Origin of the sequence: Paenibacillus anseongensis, assembly GCF_009757995.1 — a bacterium.
Classification (GTDB): Bacteria; Bacillota; Bacilli; order Paenibacillales; family NBRC-103111; genus Paenibacillus_E; species Paenibacillus_E chondroitinus.
The window spans coordinates 176,028-191,128 of sequence record NZ_WSEM01000034.1; the positions used below are offsets into that span (position 1 = coordinate 176,028).

At 43.3% G+C, this 15,101-nt stretch carries 11 protein-coding genes; 2 read left to right on the plus strand and 9 right to left on the minus strand.

Going from position 1 to position 15,101, the window contains the following annotated elements; all coding sequences use genetic code 11:
* Positions 1–196: 196 nt before the first annotated feature.
* The 7 genes from GON05_RS31950 to GON05_RS31980 form a co-directional block, all read right to left on the minus strand.
* Entirely contained in the window at positions 197–1,414 is a 1,218-nt protein-coding gene (locus GON05_RS31950) for an SGNH/GDSL hydrolase family protein (protein ID WP_157325126.1), read from the minus strand.
* A gap of 17 nt (positions 1,415–1,431) precedes the next feature.
* The gene (locus GON05_RS31955; RefSeq protein ID WP_157325128.1) at positions 1,432–3,648 is read right to left on the minus strand and encodes an FAD-dependent oxidoreductase; all 2,217 of its coding nucleotides are present in this window, start codon (positions 3,646–3,648) and stop codon (positions 1,432–1,434) included.
* A gap of 100 nt (positions 3,649–3,748) precedes the next feature.
* The gene (locus GON05_RS31960) at positions 3,749–5,368 is read right to left on the minus strand and encodes a response regulator (RefSeq protein WP_309491803.1); all 1,620 of its coding nucleotides are present in this window, start codon (positions 5,366–5,368) and stop codon (positions 3,749–3,751) included.
* Positions 5,365–7,110: a sensor histidine kinase gene (locus GON05_RS31965; RefSeq protein ID WP_157325131.1), complete on the minus strand. Its 1,746-nt coding sequence runs from the start codon at positions 7,108–7,110 to the stop codon at positions 5,365–5,367. Before GON05_RS31965 ends, GON05_RS31960 begins: the two co-directional genes overlap by 4 nt.
* Positions 7,111–7,199: 89 nt before the next feature.
* Complete coding sequence (locus GON05_RS31970; protein WP_157325133.1) at positions 7,200–8,786, minus strand: extracellular solute-binding protein; 1,587 nt, start codon at positions 8,784–8,786, stop codon at positions 7,200–7,202.
* Between the two features lie 71 nt (positions 8,787–8,857).
* Positions 8,858–9,727, minus strand: coding sequence for a carbohydrate ABC transporter permease (locus tag GON05_RS31975; RefSeq protein WP_157325135.1), 870 nt, complete (start codon positions 9,725–9,727; stop codon positions 8,858–8,860).
* A 13-nt stretch (positions 9,728–9,740) separates the two neighbouring features.
* Positions 9,741–10,688: an ABC transporter permease gene (locus GON05_RS31980; protein WP_157325137.1), complete on the minus strand. Its 948-nt coding sequence runs from the start codon at positions 10,686–10,688 to the stop codon at positions 9,741–9,743.
* 262 nt (positions 10,689–10,950) lie between these two features.
* Here GON05_RS31980 and GON05_RS31985 point away from each other — a divergent pair, with 262 nt between their 5' ends.
* Positions 10,951–11,670, plus strand: a complete 720-nt coding sequence (locus GON05_RS31985; protein ID WP_157325139.1) for a hypothetical protein — start codon at positions 10,951–10,953, stop codon at positions 11,668–11,670.
* Here the strand turns inward: GON05_RS31985 and GON05_RS31990 are convergent.
* Entirely contained in the window at positions 11,628–12,827 is a 1,200-nt protein-coding gene (locus tag GON05_RS31990; RefSeq protein WP_157325141.1) for an FtsW/RodA/SpoVE family cell cycle protein, read from the minus strand. The genes GON05_RS31985 and GON05_RS31990 overlap by 43 nt on opposite strands.
* Positions 12,828–13,269: 442 nt before the next feature.
* Between GON05_RS31990 and GON05_RS31995 the strand changes: the two genes are divergently transcribed.
* On the plus strand, positions 13,270–14,340 hold the full coding sequence (locus tag GON05_RS31995) for an SDR family oxidoreductase (RefSeq protein WP_157325143.1): 1,071 nt from the start codon (positions 13,270–13,272) through the stop codon (positions 14,338–14,340).
* Between the two features lie 48 nt (positions 14,341–14,388).
* Here the strand turns inward: GON05_RS31995 and GON05_RS32000 are convergent, their stop codons facing one another.
* Entirely contained in the window at positions 14,389–14,760 is a 372-nt protein-coding gene (locus GON05_RS32000; RefSeq protein WP_157325145.1) for a winged helix-turn-helix transcriptional regulator, read from the minus strand.
* Positions 14,761–15,101 lie beyond the last annotated feature (341 nt).

The window sequence follows — 15,101 nt, forward strand, 5'->3', positions numbered from 1 at the left end:
TCACCAGATCACTCACATCCTCTCCTAAATTGATTGCGCTTTCAAAAAAGTAATCACCTCCGTCTTTTTATCATAGCAGGTCACATCATCATGAAATTTCTTTGATTTCAAGAATTTCTTATAAGATTTTAAGTAAAAAAACTACATAGCATTAGACTGCTCAACAGCCGTCAGATGCCATGTAGGTCTCTCGATGTTATACCGGCGGCTGCACCACCAACAATTTGCCAAGCTGGATCACCGTTTGGTTGTACCAATCCAGATGCTGCTGAACATGCTCTCTACTTCGTTCATTGCCAGATGCTTCAAACACGGCCGCTTTGTCTGTCTTCTCATTATCGATTTCAAAGCGAACCGTATGGTTCCCATTCGGAAGCTCCGGCAAGAAAACATACTGATTCCGATTATGGTCGTTATACGGTGTGAATCTGTCGACAAGGAACGATTCCCCGCCATCCACAGTCACCTTCAGCCTGCCGGAATCAGGTCCTCCGATATCGAACAGTCCAATATGTGTGCCTTGGAACTGCACCGTGATAGCCTCTCGGGGATCGACTGCTCGCCATAGTCCGGGAAATAACCAATCGTACTTGCGGGCCAGCGCAAAATCATCGGGAGTCACGAAGGACCATCCTGCTGATAAATGGGCATGGCCATCCAGCGACAGCATTGCGGCGTACTCCCATGGATTGGCTGGCACCAGAGGGTTCTGAGGCAGGTTATGTTCAACACTGCCCGAATAAACCCCGAGTGCACGAATCCGCTCAAATGACCGAGTGATTGTATCCGTGTATATCCGGTGCCCCTCGGGAATGATCGGATGGATCGCATCATGCGTAAAAACAATGACCCCGGGAATGGAATCTCCTGACTCTCCTGACCTTGAAGTGAACACTAACTTTTCCTCCGAAACCAAGCGACTGACCGCTACACCCAGATGAATCGAAGGAATACCGTAATAATCGGCCACTTCTTCTTGCATAAGAGCTCCCTTTTGGTACTCCCCAGACTGAAATCCTGCTACATCTCGCTCTTTCAGCGTATAAACGAACAAGATATCTATAAATCGGCTCCGCTTGCGAATTTGACGGACAATTCCTTCAATTCGCGCCTTGGACTCGGGGACTCCGCCATCGTTACCGACAAACTCCACAAATACGAGATCAGGTTGATGACGAAGCACATCCGTCTCCAAACGGGCGCAGCCCAAATCCGACCCAGTTCCGTCAATGCCTGCATTGACAGAGCGGATATCCGCCTTGGGATATTGTCCCCGAAGCCAATCCGCCGTCATGACCCTATATCCTTCAGAACGCGTATTACTGCCGCCAAAATAGACGATTGTTACCTCTTCCCCATCTTCCAACTTCTGAATGACATTAGGCAACCCTCTTCGAGGGAATAATTCCTGCATCGCGACTTCACCTGGCCTCACTGATCATTTTTAGGAGCATACAATTTAACAGCAAACACTTCATGATAAGGCGTACCGTATGTAGCACTGAAATCGAATCGGATTAGGGTGACACTTATCGCATCCACTTTATGTTTATTCAACGTGAGATAATTTCCACGGATACTGATTTTCCTCTCGGTTCCGTCTTCAAAGGTCAAGGTCACATCATAGTCTTGGATAAGGGACTCAATGGGATCGTCAAAATGCTCCAAGTCCAGCTGCGAATTGAAAACAAGATGGATTTCGTCCAGATTTTTAGGACTTGCAAAACTGAATTCCAACCACTCCTGCTCTTCCGTACATTTGGAAATCCAGCCGTTCGGCAGACCATAAGGTCTAGAGTAGCCATTGGCGACATTCTCGGGATTATACATATTCTGGTATGGCAGCAGATCCTTAAAGCAAATGCTCTTGTTGAATTTCTTCAGCCTAGACGGCACTTCCGGCCTATAATGAAAGCTGACCGCTCCAGTAAGTTTCTCTTCATTACTGTATACGGCAAGCCTCTCTGTACCTTCAAGTACAATGTAGATTTTGTCGTCCGCAGGTTTCGCACAGCCCAAATTCAACGTAATCCAATCGTCATAACCAGCTGCAATAGCCAAGCTGTAGTCTTTCAACGGGCTAGTCGGAATATAGTTTTCCTTCCGTTCTCCACCAAACAACTTCACATGCAGCGTTTCCGAATGTTCGGAACTGTTTTTAATTTTAACCTGTACGCTATCCGCCTCTGATGTCTGAATCGGCAAGACCAAACATAACCCTTGGTCCAAGGGAATCGCTTCGGTTGGATGAACATTGTCATAGCTGCGCTGAGACGAGGAACGAATATGTAATCCATCAGCGAAATAAGGATCCAACTCCTCTTTAAGCCCTACTATCGTTTGTCCGTCTCGAAGCAGCAGCCCCTGCAGCTCTCCCATATGTGCTCGGACGATTTCTGCGGGGTCTACCTCATATTTCAAGCATAACGCAGCCGCGGTTCCAACTGCCTGCCCCATGCATCCGCAGGTTGCCATTACCCTTGTCGATCCGAAAGCAACATGGGTAGCACTTATATTCCGGCCAGCGAACATAAGATTAGGTATATTTTGCGAAAATAAACTACGAAACGGAATATTGTATAAGCCCGGCACGAAGTTCCACGCTGTAGCCGGCCCCTCATCGTAGATGCCCTTGGCAGCATGTAAATCCATATACCAGCCCCCAACGGATACAGCATCTTCGAAATGTGGCTTCGCTGTAAGATCGTTTTGAGATAACATGTAATTCCCAATAAATCGCCTGGATTCCCGTTTTCCCGGAATCGGGCATACATAATCCAAGATGAGATTGTCTACATCATCAAATTCACCACTATTTTTGATATAATCCCAAATCCCGTAAACCAGTTTCCGCAGCTCTAATGCAATGTCTTCATTGTTTGTAATAACATCCATATGCCCGCCGTATTCCAGCCACCATAATCCGCCGAGCCCGTTGATTTTTCTAGGAAAAGCCCGATGGTTCAAGCCTTTTCTGATACTATCGAAAAAGGGCAACTTCGTAATATCATACGCAAAGCCAGGCCTCTTGTACGGAACGTGATACTCTACATCGCGTGCTTGGAAAAGGATTGTGTCCCCCATGGTGTAGTGATCCGCCACTTCAGGAGCCAAATCCTCCTTGTATTCATGCTTCGCTTCTCTTCCCCATCGAAAGAGAGCACCTGCTTGATATCCGACAACTCCGTCTCCAGAGCAATCGATGTAGGTTCGGCTTTCAAAACGTAATTTCCTTTCAGAAGCCAGTTGCAAGCCTTCAACCCACTTAATTCTGCCGTTCTCCATTCCCGTTTCATGCACGCATGTATTCAGAAATAGAGAAATGTTAGGTTCATCATAGATCATATCCAACAAGACCGTATCCGAAAGCGAAAGCATAAGCTTTTTGTTATATAGTGGATTATAGTGGAAAATTTTCAACTTTAGCTCTTCCACTAACCCGCCCTCACGCGCATAATAGGATGGACTTTTGCCGAGATAGGCCGACCCGTTGATATGAACCCTAACCTCGCTGCTGGCATTTCCCCCAAGAACCGGTCGATCATTGATAAGTGAAACTTGCAGCCCTTGACGAGCAGCAGCAATGGCGGCGCACAGCCCAGCAATTCCTCCGCCAACGACGGTTACATCCGCTTTAATTAGCTCCATTTTGATAACCTCCATGATAAGATACATCTATCATGGTAGTCCTTTTAAACCCTGTTTTTTTACATGATTTCGCGAAAAATTCATACATTTTTTTGCAAACTCATTTGGATTCATACCGTGTTATTTTTATCCGATATTGCTTAGGTGTATCACCCGTATATTCTTTAAACAGTTTGCAAAAGTACCCTTCATTGACAATGCCTACTTCCTCGCACAATTCCAATAAAGAATAATCCTGAACATGTAATAACTCGAGAGCCAGCTGTATTTTTTTGCGGTTGATGTAGCTAATAACGCCTTCGTTCATTGTTTTTTTGAAAAGACTGCTAAAATACGACGGAGCTAGATTCACTTCCTCGGCAATAGCCTCCAACGTTAAACGCTGTTTCAGGTTTTTCTCAATAAATCGCATGGCTCCCATAATTTCTGCTCGGTGTAAGAGTTGACCAGCGTGTACATATTCGAATGTAAAGTCGCTAATATAGGCTAGTTGCTCCCGAAATGCCATAAATTCGATGGGAAACTCTGCTACATCCTTGTTCTGGGTGCTCCCCGATCTAAATTTCGCAATAATGTCTCTGTAGAAGTCTCGAAGCATAGGAGCCATGATGGACTTATGGATTTTATGATCCGTAGCAAATTGGTTTAAATCAGCAAATTCTTTCTCCAGCTCTTCCTTGGCAACCTGTCTGTGCACCCATGCAAGAAAATCAGCCAGTTTCTGCTGAAAATCATCTCTACTGTCATTACGGTAATGGAACCGATGCGTAGGTGTTTTGACTACTTTATCTGCATGATAATAGAAATCCTCACTTACATTTTGAGCTTCCGTGTAGGCTTGTTTAATGGATTCCCAACCTCGATGCGGACTGCCAAAAGCTACAGATACCTTTTGATTCAAATACTGATGCAAATGGGAAACGATCTGCCCCCCTAATAGCTGGCAAGCATATTCCGTATCCATCTCACTACGATTATTTTCCCACGAAAGAAAACCAATAAACCGATTATCGGATAGATCCGTAGCTACACCAGTGCCGCAATTCATCACCGTTTCTTCGATGACATTCGTAATGGCATATTTCAAGATGTTTTGATCAACCGCTGAATATTCATTTCGGAAACTTTCATATTGATTCATTTCAACAATAAAGCAGCAATAGTTGGCTTGAAAGAAATGAAACTGCATACGATTGGCGAAATCCGATGCCCGATGAGAAGGTATTTCGCCTCTGACCAGTTCGCTAAAAAACTGTTTGCGGACTCGATATTTATTTTCAAGAACAGATATGTTTAAAGATTGAAATTCTTCTTCTTTTCTCTTAACCTCATCCAAAATTCCAGCTGCCTTATTCAAAGCTCGATGCAAATTTGCTTCATTTAACGGAACCTTAACAATGTAATCCAATACATTGGCATGAATAGCTCGCTGTGCGTACTCGAAGGATGAATAGGCGGTCAAAAGAATGTATTGGGTATGAGGCAGCTCCGGCTTTAATTGCTCAATCATGGATATCCCATCCATTCGCGGCATCACGATATCGGTTATTACAATATCCGGTTTTAGCTTTAAGATTTCCTCTATCCCCTGCTGCCCATTCATCGCTTTTCCCACTAACTGGAATCGGCATTCCTTAGGAGAGAGCTCTCTAAAAAAAAGTTCCAATCGTTGAATGATTAGATCTTCATCGTCAACGATGAAGCAAGTGTAGTCTCTCACCCACATACATCTCCTTTAAATAAATCTACCGGGAATACGGCGCGAACACAGGTTGTTTCTTTTGGGATGCTTATGATTTGAAGCCCGAACTGCTCCCCATAGTGAAGTCTTATTCGACCATGAATATTGTTTAACCCGATTCTTTTCCTTTTTACTTCCAGATCACTCGGTTCTGCCGTTAAAATATGCTTTATTTTATCTACTGGAATTCCCTCGCCTTGATCAATGACCTCTATCATGACGATGTCGCCTTTCCTGTAAGCATGAATCGTAATCGAACCTTCGATTCCTCCTCCGTTATAGCCATGGAAGATACTATTCTCTACAATAGGCTGCAGCAGCATTCGAAAAACCGGAAAGTCCATTAACCCATCTTCAATATGCTCAATCAACTGAAAATGCCTGTTATAACGGATGTTCTGAATCGCGATATAGTCCGATACATTTTGCAGCTCCTGACGTAGTGAAACCTTCTCCGAAGCATCAGCGATCCCGTATTCCAATATTGAAATGAGAGACCCGATCACTACATCTACTTTTTCTATTTGTCCGAGGTGTATGACATTGCTGATAGCTCCAAGCGTATTATAAAGAAAATGAGGGTTTATTTGAGATTGCAGCACTTGGATTTCCAGCTTTCGCTCAAGTTCATTATGAAGCTCTCCTCGCCGAATCAGTTCCACAATTTGCTGCAGCATTCGGTCGAAAGCACGGGAAAGGTCACCGAATTCATCGTTTCGCTTGATGGTAACTCTCGTTGTCAGATCGCCTTGCTCTACCCGCTTCATTTTTGTTTTGAGCGTATAGAGCGGATTTCTTATATATTTGGCAATAAAAAAAGAAATGAACAAACTTAAGAGAAGACCTGCAACTAAAAGCACGATGTAATAGGCCTCCAATCTGGATAGCGCAGCTTCCAGACGAGATTCATCGTTAATCGAAATGATGGACCAATTGAATTTCTCCGTCGGTTTCTTCAGAATAGAGACCGGTAAGCCCTCTTTTGTATGCAGTTGAAGGCTTGTTCCCGACGTATCGAGAACTTGTTCCGCCGACGTTTCCCCGATTGAAAACGTATGATCTTGAATACTTAGGGGACCTCTATTTTCCGAGAATCCAGCAATAATTTTGCCCGATGAGGTGATCAGAGCGAGATTCATTTGTTCTTTTTTATTAATCTTGAACAAGGTTTCTTCAATGGCATTTAGATCCAAATCGACCGCAATGGCCAAAGGAGAAGGAGAGCCGTTCAGATATCGAACCATCGTAACGGTCCAGCCGGAATACTTAGATTTATAAGGATCACTGACAAATGTAGTTCTTCTGTTCTTGTCTGCCGCATCAAACAAAGGTTCTCTGTCCGATAAAGGCTCATCAAAAATCCGCGTAGCCATACTTCCACCTAGAATGGATAAATCACTTTTAATCAAGTAAATGTTACTCACATAATTACTGTTTAGTTCATATAACTCTCTTAATTGCTTTTTAATCACTTCCGTATTGTCAATGTTTGCTTTCACTGATGTTTCAACCGAGAACAGGATTGTCTGGAACGAAGAAAAATTAACCGTCAAATACTGGTCAACTTTGTCCAATATTTGGTTCGTGTAATACATATCGTTGGTTCTTATTTCCTTTTGAACATAGCGATAGGACAATTGACTTATCAAGATGATGCAGCTTAATACAAATGCAAACACGATTAAAAATAGTTTTAAAGGCAAGCTGATTCTACGTCGCATCGGCCATCTTCCTTTTAAATCCAGATTAAACTAAGCATAGCATAGGACGACAAAGAGAGGGGCTATTTATCGCCACTCTCTTTGTTTATTTACTTGATTAAGCCTGCTTCTTTAAATTGCTTAACTGCTGTATCCTTATATGTTTGCATATCAAACTTGGTATCCAATGTTTTGAGGAAATTATCCCAGTTGGTAAGAGGGTCTTTGCCCGACATAAATTTGACTAAGCTTTCATTAATGAAACGCGTGCGGTCAGCTGCCAAGGTATCGCTAGGGTCGGCAGTCAATAAATTTCCGGGTAAAGTAGGACCTACATATTGCTGATTGTTCGTGAATGCTTCTGTCGTCTTCGGATTCTGGAAGCTGAAGTACTCGGCATCATCGCCTCGGCGCGGCATTCTATAGTGATCGACCCATAGGTACTTTTCTTTCATATCTTTGGATAATTCAGAGGTTTTATTTTTGATCTTGCCGTCTACGATATCCCAATGAATCCCTTTAATTCCATATGCAAAATTGGGATAGGCTTCTTTGTCCGTAAAGAGATATTCCAGCATAGACAAGATCCGAATGATTTTGTCCTTGTCCGCTTTCTTGGAAATGGCCCATGAATTGCCTTGGAACGATTTTCTCTCTACGATTTGATCACCGTAGGGTCCTTTCATTGGAGGAATGACGATCCATTCCGGTATCTCTCCTCCGATTTCTTTCATCTTCTGCTGATAATCCGGTTCCAATCTGCGGGCATCTCTGATCATGAAGCCAACTTTACCTTTAAATAACTTTTGGTCTAACAAATCTGGCGTATTCATCGTCACCCAGTCGGGGTCGACAACTTTCGCTGTCATCATTTTATTGATGTAAGCGAGTGCCTCTTTCATTTTGGGATCGATAAAAAGGAATACGGGTTTATTGTCTTTCACTTCAATGGCAGAAGGCGGATTAACGCCAAACATCCACATCAAGCTATCGAAGCCGTAGGTTTGCAGGTTGCCTTCTTTATTCATACCGCCTATGAATCCGTACGTATCGTTTTTGCCGTTTCCATCCGGGTCTTTCTCTGTAAAGGCTTTCATCACTTCGAACAGCTCGTCTGGGGTTGTCGGCACTTTCATATTCAGCTTTTTCAGCCAATCGTTGCGGATAAAGAAGCTTCGACTGATACCGTTTACATTATCATAACCCGGAACGCCAATGGTTTTTCCCAGATATGACGTCGCATCCCAGGAGTCTTTACCAAAACGCTTCTGCAATTCAGGAAATTGATCCAAGTATGGCGTCAAATCCGCAAGAACACCTTGATCATAATATTGCGCGAGATCAGCTCGACTCTTCAAGAAAAGCAAATCGGGAATATCCCCTCCAGCAATGAGCGTATTCAGTTTGGTTGTCGCTTGCCCAGCTTGAGGAACCATCATATCCAAGTCGATGTTCACCGCCTTCTCCAACATTTGACGTTGAATATCTTCCTCACGAGGAGGTATTGGTGCGGCAGCATTGAAAGTACCTTGGTTAAACATCGAAATCTTCATTTTGGTCGCAAACTTGTTAGACTCGGATTGAGAGTTGCTCGAAGCTCCTGGCTTAATTCCTTCTTTGTCCGTACATGCTGCCAATAGCGCTCCCAGCCCTACGATAGCAGTCAGAATCGTAAATGAAACCTTTTTAAGTTGCATAGTGACCTCTCCTTTTGCTTGAATATATAATATCACGCTGTATCCGTAACAACCTAGGTAGGAATTGCTTTTTAACCTTTAATCGATCCTAAGAGTACACCCTTCGTAAAATGCTTTTGCATAAATGGATAAACGATCAAGATCGGAACCGTCGTCACAACAACAGCAGCCATTTGCACGGCGAACTTGCTAACCGTTCCGGCATTAGCCATCGATTCAGAACTTTGTGTTGCGATGTTAAGCAAAATGTTACGCAAGACAACTTGCAGCGGCATTAAGTTTGAATCATTCAAGTAAACAATCGCATCGAAATAACTGTTCCAATGCCCTACGGCATAAAACAAGGAAATCGTGGCAAGAACGGGCAAGGACAAGGGTAAAATAATCCGCCATAACGACTGAAGTTCACTTGCGCCATCAACCCTCGCCGATTCCTCGATTTCAGCAGGCAATTGCTCGAAAAAACCTTTAATAATCACCAGATTAAATGCACTAATGAGATGTGGAATAATTAATACCCACGGACTGTTTAGCAATCCCAGAGACCGGATTAACAAATACGTCGGAATTAACCCTCCACCAAACATCATAGTAAACACAATGAATATTAAAAACGTACTGCGTCCTGGCAAATATTTTTTGGATAACGGATAAGCCGCTATGATCGTAAAAAACACATTTAGAGCCGTACCTACAATCGTTCTAAACAACGTGATTTTATACGCCTGCCCTATCCCGTGAGAAATGAATACCTCTTTGTAGGCTAGAAAAGTAAAGGATTCAGGTATAATAACAATTCCTCTTCTTACTACTTCCGATTCTGGTGTCACTGAAACCGCAACCACGTATAAAAAGGGGAGTAAGCAGAGTAGAGATAGTACAATAAGAATCATATAAACGGCTGCTTGCCATACTTTTTCCCCGACTGTCATGTTGATCATTGTAAAAACCACCTCACCAAATTTGCCCATCGAATTTCTTGGCGAGCTTGTTCGCAGCCAAAACTAAAGCAAATCCGATGATAGCTTTAAACAATCCCACAGCAGTAGCCAAGCCAATCTTCAGACGCTCCAACCCTTCACGGTATACCCATGTGTCGATAATGTCGATTTTTTCTTGGTTAAAGCTGTTCGCAAACATGAATATTTGATCAAAACCAGCATCCAAAATATGGCTTAATTTAAGGATCAGCATCAGAATAATAACGCCTCGAATGCCGGGTAATGTGACATGCCAAAGCTGTCTCCACTTGGAAGCGCCATCCATTCGAGCTGCTTCATATAAGCTTGGATCAATTCCTGCTAATGCGGCGAGATACAATATCGCTCCCCAGCCAATATCCTTCCATATTTCAGATAAGATGATCAACACTCTGCCCCAGGCAGGTTCCGTTAGAAAAGAGATCGGTCCAACCCCATTTTCCTTCAAAATCATATTAAAAAGGCCATCTCCTGGGGCTAATAAGGCCACCATCAGTCCGTAAACAATGACCCATGAGAGAAAATGAGGCAAATACGTAATCGTTTGCACGATTTTTTTAAACCATTGGGTATAAACTTCATTGAGAAGCAGGGCAAGTACGATGGGAGCGGAGAAACCGAACAATAGCTTATACAGCGATATGATAATCGTATTTCTCATGATGTCCCAGAAATAAACGCCATTGATAAAATCCTTGAAATTCTTCAATCCCACCCATGGGCTGTCCCATAGTCCCAAGGCTAAGTTATAGTTTTTAAAGGCAATTATGATTCCCGCCATAGGAATATATTTGAATACGGCAAAGTAAATTAATGCCGGGAATAAGAGAGCATACAACACTTTGTACTTCTGTATCGTTCTTATCCATGAATTCCGCTTTCTGGGGAGGGGAATGGCGTCCGCTGTCATTTTCGCTTGCATATCATCACCTCGTCTTCGTTTATATTTGTATAATAGCACCCCCCCAACGGATAAATTTCTGCAATTTCAAGAATTTCTTACAAGATATTAAGTAGTAGGTCCTTGAATAATTCCAATACATCGGCATGAAAAAACGGATAGAGTGAGCGAGTCGCTCGAAAACTAAGTTGGATTCTCATACCCTACATTTCTTAAGAAATGACAGCATAGAATGCTGATAGGTCGTATCACGGTTTATGTTTCTAAATGGGAGGAGAACTAAATGGCAAAACGAAGGAAAAAGTCATCCGTAGCGGGGTCTCAAACGAAAGCAGCGAAGGAAATAAAAATTAGTTCCACACCTCATGCTCCACTTAGAGAGGGAGCGTCTGGATCTTACAGCAACAGCGCAATTGCCATGTTGCCGCCTGGACAATCGGTCCCTACATCGAAACAGGAACAAGCCCTCGCCATTAAGATAGCGAGGGCGATGCTCTCTGGCCCACGGCACATCACCAAAGATGCAACGGTTGCGGAAATGCGTGCGGATGGAAAACTAATCATCCTACGCCAAGGCACCAACCATTGGATATGCTTTCCCGGGGATGAGAACCAGATCGGCAATCCCCCGATGTGCGCCGATCCAATGGGACTGCAATGGATCATGGATCTCAAGGCCAAGAAGCCGCAACCCACGAATATGGCTCCTGGCCTCATCTATATGCTCTGCGGTGCCACGCAGCATAGCAACACTGATCCGTTTGATACAACAAGCCTACCAATCCCGATTGGTCCGCACTGGATGATCATTTGGCCTTTTGACGCCAAGAATGCCGGACTGCCCAACACAGTCAGAGATGCAGGTGCCTGGGTGATGTTCGATGGCACACCTTACGCCTATCTGCACATCTGCGGCACACCTTGGTCCGGCAATGTGTACAATGTGATGAACCCAGGCGATCAGATGCCAGTTTGGACCATGGAATATGGCTTGCGACCATAGGAAACGTCAATATCATCAATATCTATGTCATCATAGATTTTAATACTTAGAACAAAGCCTATCGACACCATGTTAATCAACAGCGAAGTGCCTCCATAGCTGATAAAAGGAAGGGTAATTCCCGTAATCGGCATAATACCAATCAGCATCCCAACGTTTTCGAAAACTTGAAACAAAAACATAGCAGAAATCCCACCAATGATGTAAATGCCTGTTTGGCTGCGAATGCTAAGTGCGATCGTAATCATTCGATAAATGAGGACAAAATAAAGGATGAGTAACACCGATGCTCCTATAAAACCAAATTCTTCTCCGATTACAACGAATATGGAATCTGCATAGGTATATGGTACCTGACCACTCTGGACTGAAGTTCCATGAAGATAGCCATCTCCCTCTAGCGAGCCTGATCCGATTGCTGTAACCGATTTTTTCATGTGATAGGTTGCTTTTTCAGAAGCTAGTTCTGGTAAAAGGACGGCATCCACCCTATCCAACCAGTACTCTTTATTTTGGGATGCCATGAATTCTTTTATTTCCGCATGGTTTTGGATATAGCCCCAGAGGGAGCTTCCGCTTACGATTATCATAATGACTAGACCTATCCAAGCATGCTTGTAGTTCATGTGCCCAAACCAACAAACCACAATAAAAATAACCAAATACGCTACGGAGTTACCGAGGTCTGGTTGCATGAGAACCAGGAGAAAAGGAACTAATGTAATAATACCCATTGGAAGTATTTCCTTGAACACGCTAAGCGTCTCGACTTTTCTTTTAGATAGAAAATACGATAAAAACAAGATTAAAATGAGCTTACAAAACTCTGCTGGTTGAAAGCCAATCCCACCAGGAAGAATGAACCACCCCTGAGCATTATTGATCGTATCCCCTTTAAAAAATAATAAAACCAGCAGTCCCACCCCAATGAGATAGTACATCGGCGAAAAGCGCAATAAGAGTTTGTAGTTAAAAAATAGCATTATAAATAAGACAATAAACCCAACCCCGTAATAATACATCATTTTAATATAGGATTGGGAATAGTCTGGTTGAGTCTGTGTTGCGCTATAGATGCAGAATATACTGGTGATCATTAAGATGAACAACAGCAACAAAATAATGACATCCAGCCCTTTAATTATTCTTTTCAACATGAAACCTAATTGCGTTCTTCCGAGGAAATTCTCAATAATGAACCACCTATTTCTGGATATGTTAAGTAAGCTCATTAAATATAAGATAAACTGTTTAATAAAAAAGTGGGGTATTTATTAAATTTTCCTTAAATTTCCCAGTGTGGAGTTTTAGAATTTTTGCTGCAGTAAATTACTTCATATGAAAAAAGAGTGCCGCAAAGCAGGCTCCTCTATTAATGTTCTCTATTAGCTTCCCGGAATCGACAACGCACCTTTTGCGATTGTCCAAGCTATTGCCAGTTGCAGAATGGAACAGTTCTTTTATACCTGTCCCGATAATAAATCCCTGTTTTATTTCCTAATTGTTACTTTCAAGTAACTATGTGAGTTGAAAGTGCGTACTTTTCTTCAGTTCTCCTCCCATTCATAATAAACGCTATAAGAGAAGGAGGAATGCCTTATGAAACCAGATGAAATGAAAGCAAGTAAAACCGCTCTTGTCGTTGGAGCGAACGGAGTGATCGGACGGAATCTGATCGATTACCTGATAACACTCCCTGAATGGAATATCATTGGTGTTTCGAGACGTGGCGGTGTGAACAGCGATCGGTTACGATATGTAGCGGCAGACCTTCTAAATGAAGAGGATACCTTGGCGAAGCTGGGCAATCTAACCTCGGTCACACATATCTTCTATGCTGCTTATCAAGATCGCCCGACATGGGCCGAACTGGTTCCGCCTAATTTAGCCATGCTTGTAAATGTGGTCAATGTGATCGAACCGATTGCCCCAAACCTTGCGCATATCAGTCTAATGCAAGGCTATAAAGTGTACGGCGCACATCTCGGTCCATTTAAAACACCGGCACGGGAGACGGATGCCAACCATATGCCTCCCGAATTCAATATCGACCAACAGCAATTCCTTGAACAACGTCAGCCGGGAACTGAGTGGACCTGGTCGGCCCTTCGCCCGTCAGTCGTCAGTGGGTTTGCATTGGGAAATCCAATGAACCTCGCGATGGTTATTGCGATCTATGCCTCCATGTCAAAGGAATTGGGTCTGCCGCTTCGTTTTCCAGGGAAGCCTGGTGCGTATAACAGCCTGCTAGAAATGACCGATGCAAACTTACTGGCTCGCGCAACAGTCTGGGCGGCAACTGATGAACGTTGCGCGAATCAGGCATTTAACATTACGAACGGCGACTTGTTTAGATGGAATGAGCTTTGGCCGAAAATCGCGGAATTTTTCGAAATCGAGACCGCCCCTCCGTTACCGATGGCTTTAGAGGTAGTCATGGCTGACAAGGAAGCTCTATGGAACTCCATGGTGGAGAAATATGATTTAATGAGGAATACCTATGAGGACGTTTCTTCCTGGCGGTTCGGGGACTTCGTGTTCTCTTGGGATTATGACTTTTTCTCGGACAGCTCGAAATCTCGCCGTTACGGCTTCCATGAATTCGTCGATACGGAAAAGATATTTATGGACATCTTTGAACAATTCCGTAAACGCAAGATCATTCCATAAATTGAGGATACCGGTTCCTTATTAATAGGGACCGTTTTTTTATTTATCCTATTCGTTCGTTTGCGGCGGTTCAAATAAGACAGTTCCTCTATCGCCGTATACCTTTTCGATATGCGTATCTCCCCATCTGCACATAAGATGAAGGATTTCTTTCAGGCTCCAGCCGTAGTCCGTTAACTCATACTCGACCTTTGGCGGCACTTGGTTATAAGAAATACGGAACACGATTCCATCATCTACTAATTCTCCTAGCTGCTGAGTCAGCACCTTCTGAGTTATGGCAGGCATCAGGCGCTTCAGTTCGCCATTACGCCTTTTTCCGAACGTTAGATGGAATAGAATAACCGGCTTCCACTTGCCTCCGATCACTTCAAGAGTGGCTTCTACCGCAGTGTTATAAATTTTCTCGGGCTCTTGCATAATCGAAAATCCCCCCTGCAACCTGCGGAACCATCATCGATCTTAATGTCCACACCTTTTTTTTAATGAATTCGAGGCATTAGTCTCCCTTTCCTGCCAACTGATCAGCTGCCGTAGTATTGTGCACGAAATGCCTCGGGCAGTCCGAGAAGCCGCTAAACGCGCAGCGTGGATACGCCGTTATCTGAAGGATGGTTCTTCTAATTAGCTAAAGTAGTCTTGTAATAATAATTCATTTATAAGTACTGACAACTTTTCAATCCATATTTCCCCAATCGAATCATTCGGTGATATACAACATCCGCACCATATATCCCATGAAATATTCAACTTTGTATTTC

Excerpts from the sequence above, each read along its gene's own strand:
- GON05_RS31985 (WP_157325139.1), top strand. The coding sequence starts at position 10,951 with ATGGCAAAACGAAGGAAAAAGTCATCCGTAGCGGGGTCTCAAACGAAA.
- GON05_RS31995 (WP_157325143.1), top strand. The coding sequence starts at position 13,270 with ATGAAACCAGATGAAATGAAAGCAAGTAAAACCGCTCTTGTCGTTGGA.
- GON05_RS31955 (WP_157325128.1), bottom strand. The coding sequence starts at position 3,648 with ATGGAGCTAATTAAAGCGGATGTAACCGTCGTTGGCGGAGGAATTGCT.
- GON05_RS31970 (WP_157325133.1), bottom strand. The coding sequence starts at position 8,786 with ATGCAACTTAAAAAGGTTTCATTTACGATTCTGACTGCTATCGTAGGG.
- GON05_RS31965 (WP_157325131.1), bottom strand. The coding sequence starts at position 7,110 with ATGCGACGTAGAATCAGCTTGCCTTTAAAACTATTTTTAATCGTGTTT.
- GON05_RS31950 (WP_157325126.1), bottom strand. The coding sequence starts at position 1,414 with ATGCAGGAATTATTCCCTCGAAGAGGGTTGCCTAATGTCATTCAGAAG.
- GON05_RS31990 (WP_157325141.1), bottom strand. The coding sequence starts at position 12,827 with ATGTTGAAAAGAATAATTAAAGGGCTGGATGTCATTATTTTGTTGCTG.
- GON05_RS31975 (WP_157325135.1), bottom strand. The coding sequence starts at position 9,727 with ATGATCAACATGACAGTCGGGGAAAAAGTATGGCAAGCAGCCGTTTAT.
- GON05_RS32000 (WP_157325145.1), bottom strand. The coding sequence starts at position 14,760 with ATGCAAGAGCCCGAGAAAATTTATAACACTGCGGTAGAAGCCACTCTT.
- GON05_RS31980 (WP_157325137.1), bottom strand. The coding sequence starts at position 10,688 with ATGCAAGCGAAAATGACAGCGGACGCCATTCCCCTCCCCAGAAAGCGG.